17 protein-coding genes are annotated in these 17,355 nt (G+C 49.6%); 2 read left to right on the top strand and 15 right to left on the bottom strand.

The window, feature by feature from the left end; translation table 11 throughout:
- Nucleotides 1-59: 59 nt before the first annotated feature.
- From ACKU40_RS08575 to hmcA, 7 genes are all read right to left on the bottom strand, one after another.
- A complete protein-coding gene (locus tag ACKU40_RS08575) occupies nucleotides 60-953 on the bottom strand; it encodes a universal stress protein (protein WP_320176104.1) in 894 nt (297 codons plus the stop codon).
- 62 nt (nucleotides 954-1,015) lie between these two features.
- Nucleotides 1,016-2,404, bottom strand: a complete 1,389-nt coding sequence (gene hmcF / locus ACKU40_RS08570; protein ID WP_320176103.1) for a sulfate respiration complex iron-sulfur protein HmcF — start codon at nucleotides 2,402-2,404, stop codon at nucleotides 1,016-1,018.
- Between the two features lie 33 nt (nucleotides 2,405-2,437).
- Nucleotides 2,438-3,115 carry a sulfate respiration complex protein HmcE gene (gene hmcE, locus ACKU40_RS08565; RefSeq protein WP_320176102.1) on the bottom strand — a complete coding sequence of 226 codons (678 nt, stop codon included), beginning with the start codon at nucleotides 3,113-3,115 and terminating at the stop codon, nucleotides 2,438-2,440.
- 24 nt (nucleotides 3,116-3,139) lie between these two features.
- Entirely contained in the window at nucleotides 3,140-3,301 is a 162-nt protein-coding gene (hmcD, locus tag ACKU40_RS08560) for a sulfate respiration complex protein HmcD (protein ID WP_320176101.1), read from the bottom strand.
- Nucleotides 3,302-3,327: 26 nt separating this feature from the next.
- Complete coding sequence (gene hmcC, locus ACKU40_RS08555; RefSeq protein WP_320176100.1) at nucleotides 3,328-4,500, bottom strand: sulfate respiration complex protein HmcC; 1,173 nt, start codon at nucleotides 4,498-4,500, stop codon at nucleotides 3,328-3,330.
- Nucleotides 4,500-5,561 (bottom strand): sulfate respiration complex iron-sulfur protein HmcB, encoded by a 1,062-nt coding sequence (gene hmcB, locus ACKU40_RS08550; protein WP_320176099.1) that lies wholly within the window; start codon nucleotides 5,559-5,561, stop codon nucleotides 4,500-4,502. Before hmcB ends, hmcC begins: the two co-directional genes overlap by 1 nt.
- A 29-nt stretch (nucleotides 5,562-5,590) precedes the next feature.
- Nucleotides 5,591-7,228, bottom strand: a complete 1,638-nt coding sequence (hmcA, locus tag ACKU40_RS08545) for a sulfate respiration complex hexadecaheme cytochrome HmcA (protein ID WP_320176098.1) — start codon at nucleotides 7,226-7,228, stop codon at nucleotides 5,591-5,593.
- Nucleotides 7,229-7,682: 454 nt separating this feature from the next.
- Between hmcA and ACKU40_RS08540 the strand changes: the two genes are divergently transcribed.
- Complete coding sequence (locus ACKU40_RS08540; protein WP_320176097.1) at nucleotides 7,683-8,006, top strand: DUF805 domain-containing protein; 324 nt, start codon at nucleotides 7,683-7,685, stop codon at nucleotides 8,004-8,006.
- A gap of 245 nt (nucleotides 8,007-8,251) precedes the next feature.
- On the opposite strand, the gene rmuC is transcribed toward ACKU40_RS08540, so the two are convergent.
- The 8 genes from rmuC to ACKU40_RS08500 all read right to left on the bottom strand — a co-directional run bounded on the left by rmuC (nucleotide 8,252) and on the right by ACKU40_RS08500 (nucleotide 16,421).
- Complete coding sequence (rmuC, locus tag ACKU40_RS08535) at nucleotides 8,252-9,676, bottom strand: DNA recombination protein RmuC (protein ID WP_320176096.1); 1,425 nt, start codon at nucleotides 9,674-9,676, stop codon at nucleotides 8,252-8,254.
- A 167-nt stretch (nucleotides 9,677-9,843) separates the two neighbouring features.
- The gene (locus ACKU40_RS08530) at nucleotides 9,844-10,512 is read right to left on the bottom strand and encodes a GntR family transcriptional regulator (protein ID WP_320176095.1); all 669 of its coding nucleotides are present in this window, start codon (nucleotides 10,510-10,512) and stop codon (nucleotides 9,844-9,846) included.
- Nucleotides 10,513-10,754: 242 nt separating this feature from the next.
- Complete coding sequence (locus ACKU40_RS08525; protein ID WP_320176094.1) at nucleotides 10,755-11,984, bottom strand: hypothetical protein; 1,230 nt, start codon at nucleotides 11,982-11,984, stop codon at nucleotides 10,755-10,757.
- A 60-nt stretch (nucleotides 11,985-12,044) separates the two neighbouring features.
- Nucleotides 12,045-13,325 (bottom strand): TRAP transporter large permease, encoded by a 1,281-nt coding sequence (locus ACKU40_RS08520; RefSeq protein ID WP_320176093.1) that lies wholly within the window; start codon nucleotides 13,323-13,325, stop codon nucleotides 12,045-12,047.
- Nucleotides 13,326-13,337: 12 nt separating this feature from the next.
- Nucleotides 13,338-13,826 (bottom strand): TRAP transporter small permease, encoded by a 489-nt coding sequence (locus ACKU40_RS08515; RefSeq protein ID WP_320176092.1) that lies wholly within the window; start codon nucleotides 13,824-13,826, stop codon nucleotides 13,338-13,340.
- Between the two features lie 63 nt (nucleotides 13,827-13,889).
- Nucleotides 13,890-14,885, bottom strand: coding sequence for a TRAP transporter substrate-binding protein (locus ACKU40_RS08510; RefSeq protein WP_320176091.1), 996 nt, complete (start codon nucleotides 14,883-14,885; stop codon nucleotides 13,890-13,892).
- A 129-nt stretch (nucleotides 14,886-15,014) separates the two neighbouring features.
- Complete coding sequence (locus tag ACKU40_RS08505) at nucleotides 15,015-16,016, bottom strand: D-cysteine desulfhydrase (RefSeq protein WP_320176090.1); 1,002 nt, start codon at nucleotides 16,014-16,016, stop codon at nucleotides 15,015-15,017.
- A gap of 21 nt (nucleotides 16,017-16,037) precedes the next feature.
- On the bottom strand, nucleotides 16,038-16,421 hold the full coding sequence (locus tag ACKU40_RS08500; protein WP_320176089.1) for a RidA family protein: 384 nt from the start codon (nucleotides 16,419-16,421) through the stop codon (nucleotides 16,038-16,040).
- Nucleotides 16,422-16,789: 368 nt separating this feature from the next.
- Between ACKU40_RS08500 and ACKU40_RS08495 the strand changes: the two genes are divergently transcribed.
- Entirely contained in the window at nucleotides 16,790-16,993 is a 204-nt protein-coding gene (locus ACKU40_RS08495) for a hypothetical protein (protein WP_320176088.1), read from the top strand.
- Nucleotides 16,994-17,355 lie beyond the last annotated feature (362 nt).

Raw genomic sequence — 17,355 nt, 5'->3', positions numbered from 1 at the left:
ACCTGAAGGTGTTAGGTTGTCGGAATTAGCGATTAATCAGATTCAGTTATACTTACAGCCTAAACTTTATCGGGTTTGCTGACGCTGACCACCGGGCAGTTTGCCCTTAAGATGACCTGCTCAACAGTAGAACCGATACGTGCTCTTTCCGGATCAAGCTCATTGGTGTGATGGGCGAGGCAGATAAGGTCCACGCTTTTTTCACGGGCAAGCTTGACGATTTCGACGTAGGGAGTTCCTTCCCATACTTCGATGTCGTAGTTCTTGAAATCGCCCATGAGCGGGATGTAGGTTTCTCTGATACGCTTGCGGGCGATGATCAGTTTTTCCTCGATTTCATTCTGGTCCAGAACCTTGCCGCTGATGTCCAGGGCATGGAAGATAGTCAGGTCGCAGTTGAGTTCGCGGGCTGTGGACAGAGCGAATTTGAAAGCACTCTCAGCCTGCTTGGAGAAGTCAGTACCAAAAAGGATATTGGAGAACCCGCCCCAGTAGGATGCGGATTCACGGTGTACGGAAAGGACCGGGCAGCGAGCAGCTTTAGCTACTTTCTGCATGGTGCTTCCGGGGTAACCTTTGTGGAAGGATGCGTTTTCGCCGGAGCTTGCAGCCATAACAATTAAATCACTGTCAGCTTTGCGGGCTTCACGCAGGATTTCACGGGAAGGTACACCGGTTGTCAGAACGATCTTGGCGTTGTCAGTTCCTTCGAACTGTTTGGCGAAGGTGGTTTTGAGTTCTTCTTCAACCCAAGCGAGGTATTCTTCATCAACCTCAACCTCTTCACCGGTGCGAACGTCGTTGACAACGTGGGAAAAAGCCTTGGTAGGCACACCCACAACATGGAAGATCGTAACTTCGGAACCGTAGCGTTTCGCCATGTCGAAGGCTACGCGGGCGGCACCGAAGCTCGCAGGAGAGCCGGTAGTCGCCAAAAGGATTTTCTTAAACATGTGACACCTCGTTCGTTGCGGACAATATCAGATAATCATCGGCCCCGAAGGGCCGATGGCTACTACCATTCGACACGCATGCCTTCGGGAACGTCCAGCATACCAATGATCAGGGGCTTAAGGAAGGACCAGCGGATACCGATCTCATACTCTTCCTCAAGATCTCGGATTGCATCCCAGCAGTTGTGGCAGGGAGCGATAACCAGCTTACAGCCGGTGTCGAGGATCTGATCCATTTTTTTACGCAGTGCTACGTTACGCTGTGGGCGGTACAGGCCGACTCCGTTGAATCCGCCACCACCACCGCAGCAGTAGTTGTGTTCCTTGTTGGGTGCCATTTCAACGAAATAGCCGGGCTCAACAATGTAGCTGATGATTTCCCTGGTGATTTCCTTGAGACCGTGGTTACGCACGTAGTTGCAGGAGTCCTGCAGGGTTACGGGTTCCTTGATTCTCTTGGCAGGGTCGATTTTCAGCTTGCCTTCGCGCAGTGCCTCGGCCAGCCATTCCACATAGTGAATGTACGGTTTGGGAGGCAGTCCGTCTTCACGTCCAACCCAGTAGGGGCCTTCGATGACGGTAGCACGGTGTGCGTGTCCGCATTCGGTACCGATTACTCTGGCCGGGTTGAGGCGCTCGATGGCGTCGTAGACGTTCTGTACGTTGTCCTTGCAGCATTCCCAGTCACCGGCAAACATGGACAGGGAGGTCTGTTCCCAGCCTTCGGAAGGCACGGTCCAGTTTTCGCCTGCTACATGGAAGAGGATTGCGGCTTCAGCCACGTCTTCCGGGTAGTGTTTGGGTTCACGGGCGTTACAAGTGTACATGATGTCTGCGTCCTGCTTGTCCACAGGGATGGTCAGACCGGGCCATTCTTCCTCGGTCTCTTCGGCCATCCATTCACATGTTTCAACCCAGTCGTCAGTGGTTACGTCCATCTGTGCACGGTATACGCGGTGCATACCGGAACCGATCTTCAGTTCCCACGGAACAAAGCCCTGAGAGTAGAGAAGTCCGCGCAGGTAGGAGAACATAACACCCATGTCGATACCGTGGGGGCAGTACATGCCGCAGCGGTTGCAGCAGGTGCACTGGGACCACGCCACCTTCATGCAGTGACGCATGAACTCGTTGGTCACCTGTCCTTTCTTCTTGACGATCTGGCCGAGAGTGGACTGGATTTTATATGAAGGTACCTGTTCTGGTACACAGTCGTTTACCTGATAGAGGAAACAGCTGTCGGCACAGAGGCCGCAGTGAGCGCAGATTTCAAGCCAGGTTTTGGTCCTGGACTTCATGGTCTTCTGGATGGTGGCCCACAATGCGTTGGTGTCCACATCCAGCTGTTCCATTTCTGAGTAGTATTGCTTGCCGCTCTTGTCTGAGAGAGTCAGCTTGAGCTGCTCGTCAGTGGTGATCGGCTGTCTGTTACAAAGCTTACCTTGAGGCATTTTCTTTCTCCTGTTCGGCTGTGATTCTTCCTGTTACCAGGAGAATGTGGAGCCTTTCATGCCGCCGCGTTTGATGCCGTAGTCCATTCCGAGCTGTGCACGGGAACAGAAGAAGAGCACGCAGTGGCTGAGTTTGGTGAAAGGCAGGCACAGCAACCAGATTTCGCCGGTAATAATATGGGTCAGCAGCCAGAAGTTGTAGTCACCCATGTGGTAACGAGCGATGAGGCCGGTTACGAAAGGAGCTACGGTGATGATCAGCAGCAGGTAATCATATGCTGTGGTCAGGATTCTTACTTCCGGAAGCGCAAAGCGGCGGGCGATGATAGCAACGCAGGCCAGAATTACGGTCCATGACAGCAGGTCCGCGAAGAAAGCGGGCAGCTGCGGCATGCTGAAGCCCAGATTCTCCTGCAGCATTACGTTGTGTGCTGCGAGGAAAATGGGGGTTACAAGCAGTCCGATGTGGAATGCAAAGAATATGAAAGTAAAGCCGGGTTTCTTTCTCCATCCACGTGCACCCACGGGATTGAGCCAGCTAATTATCGAATTGAATGCACCTTTAAGTCCATAGGACATGTGGGCTTTGTATGCCACGCGGTCGAGCTGCTGGCTGAGGCCCTTGAAGTAGAGCACGATGCGAACCAGCAGGCCGCCGAAGCTGATCGCGAAGACCAGCCAGAGCAGGGGCCCTGTCAGAAGTTCATACATTATAGTTTCTCCTCGAATCTCGGCTTAATGGTGGTCGCCGTAGTTCTTCTTGTTTTCGTCACGGTAGGCCTTTCCACCCATGAGGAACTGCCAGAACATAGTGACTCCGACCAGTGCTCCACCCATGAAAAGGTACATGATACCTTTTGTGAATGTGTAGTATTCCTGAAGGTTATGTGCTTCCATTTTACTATCTCCTATGCTGGGTCGACCTAGTGGTCGCCTTTGTAATCAGGATGCTCAAAGAAAATGGGCATTCTGGTGGTGATGAAACGGAAAATTACCACGCCGAGAGTGACGATGAATACGGAAATTCCGATTTCAGTCATGCTCGGGAAGTACCTTTCAGATGCAGGCAGGTGGTAGTTGAACGCGATCATGGAAACGTTGAACCTGTTGAAGACAATGCCGAGAACGGTAATTACCGCAGCTTTCTTGATCAGGCCGAGGTTCTTGTCGCGTACACCTACTGCATAAAGGAAGCAGGGCAGGGCTACGAAGCCGAGCATTTCAGTCAGGAAGAGCAGGCCGTAACCGGTGGTAAGGTAGTGCCAGTTGTTATCGTAAGCTACGCCCATCATTTTGATGAAGAAATAGCCGAAGAGAACCAGCGATGCGGCCTTACCGAAACCGAGGACCACGCCGTCATGGTGCTTGAGGTATTCTTCGTCCATCATGCGGTGCAGCTTCTTGTGGGACAGGGTGCCCTCGAAGATGACCATGGACATACCTGCTGCAATACTTGAAACAAAGAAGTAGAGCGGCATGTAAGGTGAATACCAGAGCGGATGAAGCTTGGACGGTACGATGGTGTACAGTGCGCCGAGAGAAGACTGGTGCAGGGTAGAGAGCACTACGCCGAAGATAGTCAGCACGAGGGTCATTTTAACGACCACTTTTCTGATCTTCGTCCAGCCCAGCCATTCAAAGGCGGCCGGAGTGAACTCAACGAAGAGCACAGTCAGGTAGAGCATAACGCACAGACCAACTTCGAAAAGCAGGGAGGTAGTACCCTGAGATACGAAGATGGGGTAAGGCAGTCTCCACGGACGACCGAGGTCGTACTGCAGTGCAAATACAACCAGAGCGTAGCCGAGGAATGCGGTCAGGATTGCCGGACGGACAGCGGAGTGAAAGCGTTTGAGTCCGAAGATATAGCAGGCTGCGGAAGTTGTGTAACCTCCGGCTGCAAGTGCAACACCGCAGAGCAGGTCGAATCCGATCCAGATTCCCCACGGGTTGTTGTCATCAAGGTTGGTCACGGGACCTATCCCCTGAGTGAATCTGAGCACGGAGAGTACCAGACCAATTACGAGGATGGCGCCAGCCACCAGATTAAAGGTATTGAAGGCCGATTTAGGGCCATTGTTCGCGGGAGTGGACATTAAGATTCCTCCTTCTCGCTGTTTTCATCCTGCTCTTCTTCTTTGGGAGCAAGTGCTTCTTCCACAGCTTTCTTGACCTCGACTTCGATCTTGCGCTTGTTGGCAACATCAGCCTTTTCAAGAGCTTCGGAGAGAGTTTTTTCAGCTTCCGCGCTGGCTCTTGCAATTGCCTGTTCCACGGCTTCCTTGCGCTCTTCGTCGGCAACCTTGCTGTTGCGTTTGCTTACAGCGTAGATGCCGCCGAGAAGTACGGGCCAGAGACCTGCAACCATGGGAACTGCTGCCAGCGCGCCGGCGGTGAGTTCAGGTGCGGACTTGGTGCCGAGGTCTTCACGCATGCCGATTTCTTTGAAAGGCACACCGGAGAGGTACAGCCAACTGGTTCCGCCCATTTCGTCTTCACCGTATATGTGATCAACGTAACGGTCGGGGTTGCGGCGGATACGCTCGCGGGCGATCTTGATCAGTTCGTCCCTTTCGCCGAAAACAAGTGCTTCCTTGGGGCAGTCCTCTACGCAGCCGGGCAGTTTGCCTTCGGCCAGACGGGGTGCGCACATGGTGCATTTCATGACTCTGGGAGTCAGAGGCTCATCATATTCGTAAGTCGGGATTTCAAAGGGGCAGGCCACCATGCAGTAGCGGCAACCTACACAAACCGACTCATCGTAAACAACTGCGCCGTTGGGCAGTTTTTTGAATGCTTTTACAAAGCATGCGGATGCGCAGGCGGGCTCAAGACAGTGGTTGCACTGGGACTTACGGAACACGGGGTTCTTGGGTCCGCCGTACTTGTTGACCACGGTAAAGGTCTTGGCGTCGGTTCTGCGTTTGGTATCCAGCACGGACAGGTCGTCGAATTTTTTCTCGGGCTCGGGAAGCTTGTTGACCTTGTTACAGGCCGCTTCACATTTGCGGCAGCCGATACAGCGGGTCGCGTCGAAGAGTACACCCTTACTTCCGGGATAACCCTTGAACTCCTTGCCTGCGGCCTCGGCTCCTGCGGGGAGGCTTGCTCCCACGCAGGCTGCGCCAAGCATTCCGAGGAATGTTCTGCGTTGCATTTATCTGTTCTCCTTCAGGCTATCCGTTACTATTTCTTCGCGTGACATGCGGTGCAGTCAGTTGAAGCAGGCTTCTCAATGTTCATAGCGTTATGACAGGTCATACACTGAACATGGTAAGCAGCCTTGAGGGCCGGACGTCCGTCCTGAACTTTACCGCCGTGACAGCTTGCGCAGCTCGGCGGAGTTGCGCTTGCAGGGCTGTTGTGGTGGCAGCTTCCGCACACGGTAAGAGGTGTGCTGTGGAAAGCGTTAGCCATCTCGTCACCCTTCATCTTGTCGACCATGCTCATGATGATCTTACGGTGGGGCAGCTTGCTGGCCTTGTATTCATTTTCGAGGACGTTGATGGTCACGAATTCGGGAATGTCCTTTTCAGCAACCAGTACCGGGGAGGTAGGACGTTCCATTACCAGCTTGGACGCAATGGCTGCCTTGGCGGAGGCATCCATCTTGACAGGATCGCTGGAGGTGGAAGCGGGGCCGTTATGACAAACGGCGCATGTTTCCTTGGACTGGATTACGTTCTTGGGCATGAGTTCATGACAACCTGCACATTTCGGGTCTTTCTGCTTAACGGCATGACAGCCCACACAGGATCTGGTGCTGTCGGCCTTGTGCATGGCCTTGTCAAGAGTAACGAATCCGCCATCCTTGGAACCACGAACGGTGTGACATGAGGAGCATGACTTATTCATGGTTTCGTGGTGGCAGGAGCTACAGGAGTCAGTGTAGCCTTCGTGAGCTTTATGGTTAAAAGCTACGCCAGCCATGGTTGCTTTTACAGCAACGTTGTCCTGTACCGGAGCGGTGAGCAGAGCAGCGTCAGGCTGGTTTCTGGGCAGGCGAGGAAGTTTGCCGTCCATTTTCTGCAGAACAGCAGCATTGTCAGCCTTGATTTCCGCAGCCTGATTCAGGCCGTGACAACCGGCACAGTCGACAGGACCGGTCTTTTCAGCCTTGGCAGCTTTCATTTCAAGGTGACAGGATACACACTGGCCGTGGTAAGCTTCAGAAGTCTTGAGCTTAACATCGCCAGTGGGCTTGGCGGTATGACATACGCCACAATTTTCTTCCTGCCCTTTTACGTACTCAAGCTTCTTATCAAGCTTGTTGTATACGTGGTGACAGGCTCCACAGTTGGTGTCCTGACCTGCATCTTTAGCAATGAGCTTGGAATCCCAGTGGCGGTAGTGGAGAATGTTCTCCATGCCGGCGGGAGCACGCTCTGCTGTGATTTCAGGTTCAGCAACGTGACAGCTGCGACATTCTCCAACCTGAGGTCCGGCTTTCTTTCCGGCCTTGGCGTCGGCAGCATGACAGCTGATACAACCGTTGTGGTAAATTTCTTTAAGCTGTTCAGGAGTTCCGTTCTCAAGTCTCTTGAACTTGTAGGATACGGTCTCCTCGTTTTTCTGGTGGCAGGCAGTACAGTCTTTGCCTTGCTCGGCCACCGCCTTAGCGTGTGTTTCATGGAGAAACGCAACGGCAGGCAGTTCCAGTTCTTCCTGAGCGGCAATAGTGTCGATCATGATCAGATCAGGACGCTTGTTGCCGTTTTCCTGCGGGGTTCCGACCATGCTCAATGCTTCCATATGGAAGCCGAGCACCCCGGCCAGGACGATCAGGATACCGGACAATCGCAATAGTTTCTTTCCGTTTGCCATGATATGGATCCCCTCTCAATGCAATTGGTCCTGGAGCCTCTTACTCCAGACCTTTGTTGCTCCGGCCGGTTTTTTATAACTATTCACAGCTTTTATTCCTCCGTGGAAAGCCGTTTTACAGAATAATTTGTCTAACCGTTCCGGTGCGCCTCATTTCCCATCCATCGGGTTGGTATTAATACCCCCTCAACAGATAGGTTTTTATACCTGCTCGATAGGTATGTTATTAATCTACATTCCGTCAAGGGGTGTTTACAAAAAGTTAGGGTCGATAATTCTTCACTTTTAAGGTCTGAAATTACGAAAATAATTAACTTTTAGTGACTGCTAAATTTGGTCAAAATGATCGGATTCTTAGTTGTTCAAAATTTGAAAATCCTTGACACAAAATGAAATTTCCCGAAAAAGCAGCGGAGAAAAACGGCCTATGGGCCGAGGAGTGTTTGTCATTAAAATGAAATATTATATTGAACTACTGAAGAAATTTAACGATTTTCAAGGTAATGCAAGCCGCAGGGAATTTGTGCATTTTATCCTTTTTCACTGCGGAATTATTGCTGTGCTGCTTTTTTTGGGCTTTGCCATTGAGCATCCTTTTGCACACAAGGTCATCAACACTGTGAGCGGTCTTTTTGTGGTCGGTACTTCGCTGTCTTGTGTGGCTCTTTTCGTCCGCAGGATGAATGCTCTGGGCCGTAATCCAAAACTGCTGTTCGTGGCTTTGATTCCAGTTTTAGGATGGCTTTATCTATTGTTTATCTGTCTGAAAAAAGTCTGAGCAGGGTTGGATGTTTTCACAAATCTAAGTGTCTGTAAAATAGATAAAAAAGGGCCTGAAACATAAAGTTTCAGGCCCTTTTTTATCTTGAGCTGATTGTCAGTTATAAAGGGTAGGGTGAAATTTCAAATTTTAACCCTCGCTATGTTTTCAGCAAATTTGCATAACATATCCAGAAGCAGAAAAGTATCACATGTCATCACTCCCCTTGATGAAAATGCCCCATGGAAAGGGCGGCTACCCTCCTAGCCGTCCTTTTCTCCTTCTGTGAGCATGTGAAATTCTTCGCCGCTCAGAGCTTCTTCGGATAAATCTTTATTTATTGAGCGCTTGGGCTTTACTCCCAGTTCTTTCAGCATTTCTGCCTGCCGGATCAGGTTTCCGGAGCCGTTACAGAGCTTGACGCGGGCTTTCTCATATGAATCCTGAGTCTGACGGAGTCGTTCTCCTACTTTTTCCAGATCATCCACGAAATTTCTGAATTTATCATAAAGAATTGCCCCCCGGTTGGCGATTTCCTGCGCATTTTGATTCTGACGTTCCTGCCGCCAAATATGGGCTACGGTTCTAATTACAAAAAGCAGGGTGCTGGGGCTGACAATAAGCATGTTTTTATTCCAAGCTTCCTGCCAGAGGGCTACGTCATTGGAAATTGCCAGCGCAAAGGCCGGTTCGATAGGAACGAACATGATCACGAAATCCGGTGATTTGATGCCGTATAAATCCTGATAATTTTTAGCCGAGAGTCCTTTCAAGTGCGCTTTGATGGAATTTATGTGTCCCTTTAAAGCTATCTCGCGCTTTGTTTCGTCTTCAGCCTCGATATATTTCAGGTAATCTGTCAGCGAAACCTTGGAATCAACCACCAGATGCTTTTCTTCCGGTAGATGGATAACCACGTCCGGTTGTATTCTGGTTCCATCCTGACGGGTATGGCTTACCTGAACAGTATACTCATGGTCTTTGCGCAGTCCCGATGCTTCAAGGACCCGCTCAAGAATAAGTTCGCCCCAGTCTCCACGAGTCTTGGATTGTCCTTTCAATGCTTTGGTCAGGTTGTGGGCATCATCAGAAAGCTGACGGTTAAGATTCATAAGCTGTTTAACCTGTGCCGCCAATTCGGATCTGTCCTTGCCTTCCTGAAAATAGGCTTTTCCTACTTGTTCTTGAAATTCGTGGATCTTTACTCCCAGTGGGGCAAGAATCTGTTTGATATTTGTGGCATTCTGGTCCGTGAATCTTTTGGATTTTTCTTCAAGTATTTCGCCTGCAAGAGTCTTAAATCTGTTGGAAAGTTCTTCTTTGGCTTCTTGAAGTAAAGACAGTTTTTCCTGTCCCTGTCTTCTCTCATTATCAAGATTGGCTTTGGTTGCCTTGTATTTGCCGTACAGGTTGGAGTAAGCGGTGGTCAGTTTATGTTCTTGAGCTCGTTGTTGAGCCAGTTCTTTTTTTAGTCCGGGTAATTGAGCTGCCTGTTCCTCAAGTCTGGCACCAAGCTGGAGCTGCTCCTGAAGGTGATCCTGAAGTTCTGCGTTTTTTTCTTTCTCCTCGGTCAGACGTCTCTTGCCGAAAACTGCAGAGATAGCCAGTCCAAGCACAAGGCCGGCAAAAGAACTGCCCAGCAGAACATATTCATTTCCAATTATTTCAAGGGGTGGCAGGGAGAACACAGGAACCTCACATTTCAGAATTCGTAGTCGAGTTTAAATCCGTGTGCTCGATAGCATATGTATCTTCATTAATATAGTGTGCGGGGAGAGGGGATAAAAAAAAGGCTGGCTCTCAAAAATAGCCAGCCCTTGCTGATGTTCTTAAAATTTCAATCAACTAAACGAATTTATCCCTTGTTAACATCCACCCCATACTTGGACATGCGTTTGCCGGAATCGGTGTAGTGCTTGCGGATGGTTTTTTCGAGTCTGGAAGGACGACCTGATTTGAGGGCTTCCAGAATAACAAGGTGGCGTTCGTAAACTTGCTGAGGGGTGTAGAGGTTTATCCATCTCTTGTAGAGTAGGAATTTAGAGATTCCCTGACAGGAGCGGCGGCAGAGTTCTATGAGCAGCTCATTGTCTATGCGGGAAAAAAGGATATTGTGAAAGGTTGTATCCAACTGAGTCAGGGATTCGTGGTCTTTGCCTGAATCAGCAACTTCACGCATCTGTTTTACGATTTGTTCAAGATTAGAAATATCTTCATCGGTGTAGAGTGGCATGGCCTGCGTCACTGCGGCGGCTTCGAGCACTCCTCCAGTGAAGTAGCTGTCCATGATCTGCTTGGCGGTGAGTGCGGATACGTGCTTGCCTTTTTGAGGCTCGGATTTAATGAGTCCTTCACGGGCTAGAATCTGCAATGCTTCGCGAATGGGAGCGCGGCTTATTCCCAGCTTTTCGGCCAGCAGCACTTCCTTGACCTGATCTCCGGGTGATAATTCACCTTCGAGAATGGATTGCTTAATGTATTCAGCAACTTGTTCGCTGTAGGTTAGCTTTTTGATGCCGTCCATGGAATCTCCAATACTGAAAGGGTCGCGCGTGTCTGCAAGTATTCTATCAAAAATTTGTGTCATTTAGATATCGTGAAGTTTATGGGTTGTCGAGTCTTACCAGCACGAATGCTTTAGGAATAATGTTTCCAAGTATGTTTAATTATCAGGATAAATATTAATACAATCCCGAATGTTAATTGTTTGAAAACAGGAATAGGCCTACCATGGGAAGGCCTACCTGTAAGTGTTTGCTCGATTTTTTAAAATAAAAAACTGTGTTCGGTTTCGTTGAATGAAAATCGTTCTTCTAATTGTGTTTGTGCTTTTTCGGCATTTGCAGCCAGCGAGGGCAGGGCTTTGAAGATGACATCAATGTATTTGTCTGAGTCTTCTGTCGTGAATGCCGGTATTTTCCATTCTTTGATATAGTCTTCCGACACCACCATAGAGAGAACTGCGCTGGTTCCAGGCATAATGCCTCCGCCGCCGACCTGATCATGCATATGTGCGCTCATGAAGGTCACGCCTCCGGCATCCTGACTTACGATTAAGGCCAGTTCGCTTATGAGTTTCACTTTTTCAGCGGATGTTTCCGCAGAAGTAAAACTGTTACCGAGCTCGGTGATGCGCTTACCTAAAACCTGCACTGCGTTTTTGAGTTCCCCTGTATGGCGAGGGTAGGCAGCGTTTGAACTTAAGTATGACAGTTTAGCTTCTTCAATACCGGAAAGAAGCGCATCATAAACGTATCGGTTGTCGGATTCAGCGTTGATTCGCACCCACATGCGGTCATGACCAACACCTTCACATATGGAAGGGACATAGGCCTTACTCTCAAGGATGATGGTTGGCAAGCGGTCAAGGCCGAGGTCTCTCATGGCGCGGCCTTTATCTCCGAGAGCAATATTGCCTTCAAGGTCTTCATCCGGGCCGAGACCTCCGTGATTGGCATTTACCAGTGCCATTATCGAAACCGGGATTTCTCCCATGAGCAGGCGGGTACCGATGCAGCCGCCGATTTTGCTGGGCATGTCTTCGTTGCCGCGTATAAAGCTGCCGGGAAATTTATTTTCAAATGTATTCATTACTGCCAAGCAGCAGGCGGCCTGAAAAGCAACCGGGCATTCAAGCACTCCCTGACCGTAGATACGGCCGAAGACCTGAAATGCGCATGACTGGCTGTAGGTTGCATCCAAGTCTTTGGCTGCATTCAACAGGGCAGCCTCGTATGGTGTGAATCCGCGGCGTGCAGTAGCTTTACCTGTGCCGCCGTCTTTGGTGGTAACAGTTACTTCGCCGGAAAGGACGTCTACATTGACTTCGGCAATGGTGGTGTCAGCGGGGTAGGCTTTCTTGATAATTTCAATGGCAGTGGCGAATCCGGCGGAATCATCCTGTACAAAGCCGCAATGGCTGTGCACATGACCGACTCCGGCATGGCCGGAAATGCCGAGGATGCTATTCCCTTCAGGATTGGGAGTAATCTGCATGCGTTTTGCTCCAATAAAAGGTTGCCCGCCGCCTGGAGGGTGACGGCGGGCAAAGTATTATTACAGCCCGGGCAGCCAGAGTGCCATGGGCGGGAAGAAGACAATGGCGAGGAGTGCCAGAATCATTGTGAACAGGAAGGGCATAACAGCTACACTGAGTTTTTCAATGCTGATGTTACCGATGCTGCAACCTACGAAGAGGTTAACACCTACCGGAGGAGTCAGGAAGCCCATGGAAGCACAGACGATCATGACAATACCGAAATGAATCGGGTTCATGCCCAGAACCTTGACCACAGGCAGGAGCAGTGGAGTCAGGATCAGGATGTTTGCCAGTGCGTCCATGAAAGTTCCCATGACCAACAGGAAGACCAGAATGATCGGAATGAGAATATACTTGTTGTCAGATATTCCTACGAGGAATTTTACGAGCATGTCAGGTACATTGTAAAAGAGCAGGATCTGGCCCAGTGCTGTTGCTGTAGCAACCACCAGAAAGATGGATGCTGTGGTCAGGGCGGTTCCCTTGAAGATTTCAGTTACTTTTTCCCAGCTCAGGGTGCGCAGTACAAGACCTTCAGCAACAAACGCATAGAGAACAGCGATAACACCTGCTTCGGTGGGGGTGGTCAGGCCACCGTAGATACCACCGAGAACGATGAGCGGAACCATGAGTGCAACAATGGACTCTTTGAGTGCAGTCATGATCTCTTTTAAAGTAGCGCGTTTACCGGAACCGGTGTAGCCGTACTTCTTGGAAAGGATGTAGCTGCAGATCATGAGGCAGATACCAACGAAGATGCCGGGAATGACACCTGCAATAAACAGGTCGCCAACAGAAACACCGGCGGTGGTACCGTAGATGATCAGTGGTACACTGGGCGGAATCATAACGCCCAGGCAACCCGCTGCGGTGTTGACGGCAGTAGAGAAGGAGGTGCTATAGCCTTCTTTTTTCATGGAAGGGACCATGATTCCGCCAACAGCCGCAACGGTTGCAGGTGCTGAACCGGACAATGCTCCGTAGAACATGCTGGTAAGAATGGAAATATGAGCCATACCGCCGGTAATGTGGCCGACGAGGCTTTTGGAAACAGTCAGCAGGCGTTGAGCCATACTTCCCTTCTGCATGATTTCACCCGCCATAATAAAGAACGGGACAGCCATGAGCGGGAAAACATCAAGGGAAGTGACCATTTTCTGGATCAGGAACTCGTAGGGCAGCATGTCGCCTGCCCACACACCCACGATAACGCTCATTCCGATGGCGACGCCGATGGGTACGCTCAGGAAAAGGAACGATGCGAGTGCAAGAAATGTAAGGACGATTGCAGTATCCATTATATAAACCTTCTATTTTTCCACCGGGGAGGCGAATTGTATATCACCCCGGATAATGGAGAGCACACGCTGTGCGGTGCGGATGGCCATGAGGCCCATGCCGACGGGAACACTGAGAAATACCCAGTACATCTGGATTTCAAGAGCCGGGGTCTTTTGTCCGGTTCCGGCGAGAAAATCAACCATCTGAAAACCCCAGACAGAAGTGCATACGCAGAATCCGATGGTGCAGAGATAGGCTGCAAGGGTCACGTATTTGGCAATGTTGGGTCCGAAGCTGCGGAGGATGGTTACTTCCAGATGGCGGTCTTTCTGGGTCGCATAGCTGCAACCGACATAGACGGACCAGATGAAGAGGTAGCGGGCCAGTTCTTCAGACCAGTCCAGCGAACTTTGCAGGACGTAGCGCATGAAGACCTGAACTGCGATGATCAGGGCCATGCCTGCGAGACAGGTAGATGATACGACCCCTTCGACTTTATCGAATAAATTTTTACTCATGGCGCTCACGCTTTTTTGAACAGCGGCCACCGGAAAAGGTTGGTACGGTGGCCGCTGTATGTTTTATTTACCAGCTGCAATAGTAGCTTTAGCTCTTTCAATCAGGTCTTTGCCGATACGATTTTCAAACTGGGTGTATACGCCTTTGGTGGCTTCTGCCCAGCGAGCACGTTCTTCAGGAGTGAGAGTGTAAACGGTCACACCTTTGTTGGCCAGTTTAGCCATGATTTCTTTTTCGCCGTCACGGATGAGCTTGCGTTCGTACAGTTTTGCTTCTTCGAATGCTTCGAGGATGGTTACTTTGTCAGCATCGTCCAGAGAATCGAGGAAACGCTTGGACATCATTACGAGGTGGGGGGAGTACAGGGAGTTAACAATAGTAAGGTTGTTGTTAACTTCAGGGAAGTTGTTGTGCCATGCAAGGTTGAGATCGATGTCGATGCCGTCAACTGTCTTCTGCTGCAGGGCGGTGTATACTTCACCCCAGGAAATAGGAGTGGGGTTGATGCCGAGACCTTTCAGGGTGGCGATGTGCGCTTTAGAAGGAGTAGAGCGGATTTTGAGGCCCTTGGCATCTTCGAGGGTTTTAACTGTGCGCTGGTTGTTCCAAAGGTTACGGAAACCGATTTCAATGTAGCCGAGGCCGATGATGCCGGTTTTTTCCAGTGCTTTTGCAGCGGTCATGCCGATGGGACCGTCGGTGATAAGGTCAGCGGACTCGTAAGTGGGGAACAGGAAAGGAAGGTCGAAGATTAGGAAATCATCGGAGAAAGGAGCAAGGTTCGGAGTGGAAGCGGAACCCATCTGCAACATGTTGAACTGCAAGCCCTGCACGACTGCGTCGAAGTTGCCGAATTTGGAGCTGTCGTAGATGTCGACACGGAATTTACCGTCAGTGCGGGTTTCAACGAGTTCTTTGAATTTTTCAAAAGCCTGACCCATGGGGTGCTGGGGAACGTTGGGGTGGGCCAGTTTAATTACGGTGGGACCTGCAAAAGCGGCAGTGGACATAATCAGAACAGCCACGAGAGCGATCAGCATTGCGGAAATACGAGACATTGATTTCTCCTCATTTACGGAAGCGATTCAACAGGAGTCGTCCGCTTCTCATTTCAGAACCTTATACCTAATAACCTTAAGCCATTATCTAAAGGCCCGCACTGAAAAAGCACGGGCCTTATTAGTTTTTTAGTCGCGGAAGGTGTCCAGATATGCATAGAGAGCGGGAGAGCCGCCGGTATGCAGGAAGAGAACATTGGAACCTTCGGGAAAGTGTCCTTTGCGGACGAGGTCTACGAGACCGGCCATTGCTTTACCGGAGTAAACAGGGTCAAGCAGGATGCCTTCGGTGGAAGCGAGCAGTTTAACTGCTTCAACCATGGAATCGGTGGGCAGGGAGTAGCCGGGGCCTACGTAGGAGTCGAAGCATTCAACTGCTTCAGAGGGGATGCCGCCTTTAACGCCTACGCGTTCAGCAGTTTCTACTGCCAGCTTGTGGACGATGCCTTCCTGTACGTCTTTGGTGCGGCTCACGTTAACACCGGATACGGGAATGTTTGCGTTGCAGCCGTGCATACCTACAACAACACCGGCGTGGGTGCCTGCGGAACCGGAAGGAACTACCATGTGGTCGATTTTGAGACCCATTTCGAAGAGCTGCTGCAGAGTTTCTTCTGCGCATGCTACGTATCCGGTAGCACCGATGGTGTTGGATGCGCCGCCGGGAATGATGTAAGGCTTTTTGCCTTCTGTTTCCAGACTTGCGGCCAGCTTTTCCATTTCGCCCATCATGTCGGAACCGCCGGGAACTACGCTGATGGATTTTACGCCCATAAGCTGAAACAGGAAGTTGTTACCGGAAGCTTCAGGTTTGTAGCTGCCCTTCACGCGTTCTTCGAGAACGAGGTGGCAGTCCATGCCTTCTTTAACTGCCCAGGAGAGGGTCAGACGGGCATGGTTGGACTGAACTGCACCGCAGGTGATGATGGTGTCAGCACCTTTTTCGATTGCGTCAGCGATGCAGAAGTCGAGTTTGCGTGTTTTGTTACCGCCGGCACACCCGGGAAGCAGATCGTCGCGCTTGATGAAAATGTTTACCTTGCCGCCGAGAGCTTCGGAGAAAGCCGGAACTGCTTCGATGGGTGTGGGGTTTTTAACATAGCCGCGACGGGGAAATTTAGCGAGGTTCATAATTTTTTTTCCTCTGTTTAATTATTTAAGGTTGAGAATTGCTTCAACTTCAATGTCCGAGCCGAGGGGCAGTGCTGCCACCTGAAAGGCGCTACGGGCAGGGAAGGGCTTGTTAAAATATTCACCATACACGCCGTTTACAGCCTGAAAGTCAGCTATGTCAGCGAGATAAACGGTGGTTTTGACAGCATTGTCCAGAGAGGTTCCTGCCTCTTCTGCAATTGCGCGCAGGTTTTTGAAAACCTGGTGGGCGCGATCTTCGATGCTGCCTTCGACCATTTTTCCGGTTGCCGGATCAATAGGCAGTGCACCGGAGGTAAAGAGAAAGTCGCCAGCGGCCACCGCCTGAGAGTAGGGGCCGATTGCGGCAGGAGCATTTGAAGTGTCGATGATGGTTTTGCTCATCTTGAATTTCTCCATTTAAAATTCAATTGATTTGTTTAAATGACGACTGTCTAATGTCGACATTTTGAAAACGTGAGTATTTTCTATATGTCGACATCTTTGCTGTCAATAGAAATGTGCTTGATTTCACAAGAGGTCTGACTGAGTTCACATTAATGCTCTTAAATAATAGTCTTTTTATAAATAAAAAAAACTAATAAAGAAGGTGTAAGTTAGAGAAAAAGGGTCTTTGTCCAGAGTGTGAGTGTATGTTTTCTTGTTTTTTTGCTCTGTCTTAATCTGAGTGATGCTTGATTTTGAGCCATTTTAACTTTGAAATGGTCTTGGTATTTATCTGATTCCAGGTCGAAGTTGCTATGGTCCATAGAATGAAATCAACTCTATATAGTTTTGGAGATTTGGAGTTAGTCTTTGTTTTGGTTGATCAGGGTGGCTCTTATATAGCGGTCAATAAGGAAACTCCTGATGATATGGTGAGCAGAATTCAAAGCGCATTTGATTCTTTGGTCGCGGACGGTGTTCCTGATAAAATTGTCGAAAAGTATTTGGATGAGTGCAAGGATCAGAAATAGAGATATATTTTTGAGCGGATGGAGTTCATTGTTGACTGTATAAAGCGATAGGCCGACCAGTTGCATGTGACGTTCTTTGAATTCTTATTAAAGCTTTTCTTGTAGGGTATTCCATGTGGAATGCCCTTTTTTATTGGCTTGATGAGGTGTTTTGGGAATTGTTGTACAATTTTGTGAAACGGTCTCGGAATTATTTTGCTGTTTTACGGCTTAAAACGTATAAAATTTAAAAAATAGATGAATTTTTAGAATTAAATTTAATGAATAACGTTTTTGTTGATCATAACCTCTGGTAAAAGTTCTGTCTGGACAATTTTATGCATTTGCAGGTGTTAAAATCCTGCGTTTTTTAGAGGGATTTG

The sequence above is a fragment of the Maridesulfovibrio sp. genome (genome assembly GCF_963666665.1).
In the GTDB taxonomy this organism is placed as follows: Bacteria; Desulfobacterota; Desulfovibrionia; order Desulfovibrionales; family Desulfovibrionaceae; genus Maridesulfovibrio.
Note: the sequence above shows the minus strand (reverse complement) of the source record. Positions and strands in the feature narration are given on the sequence as shown.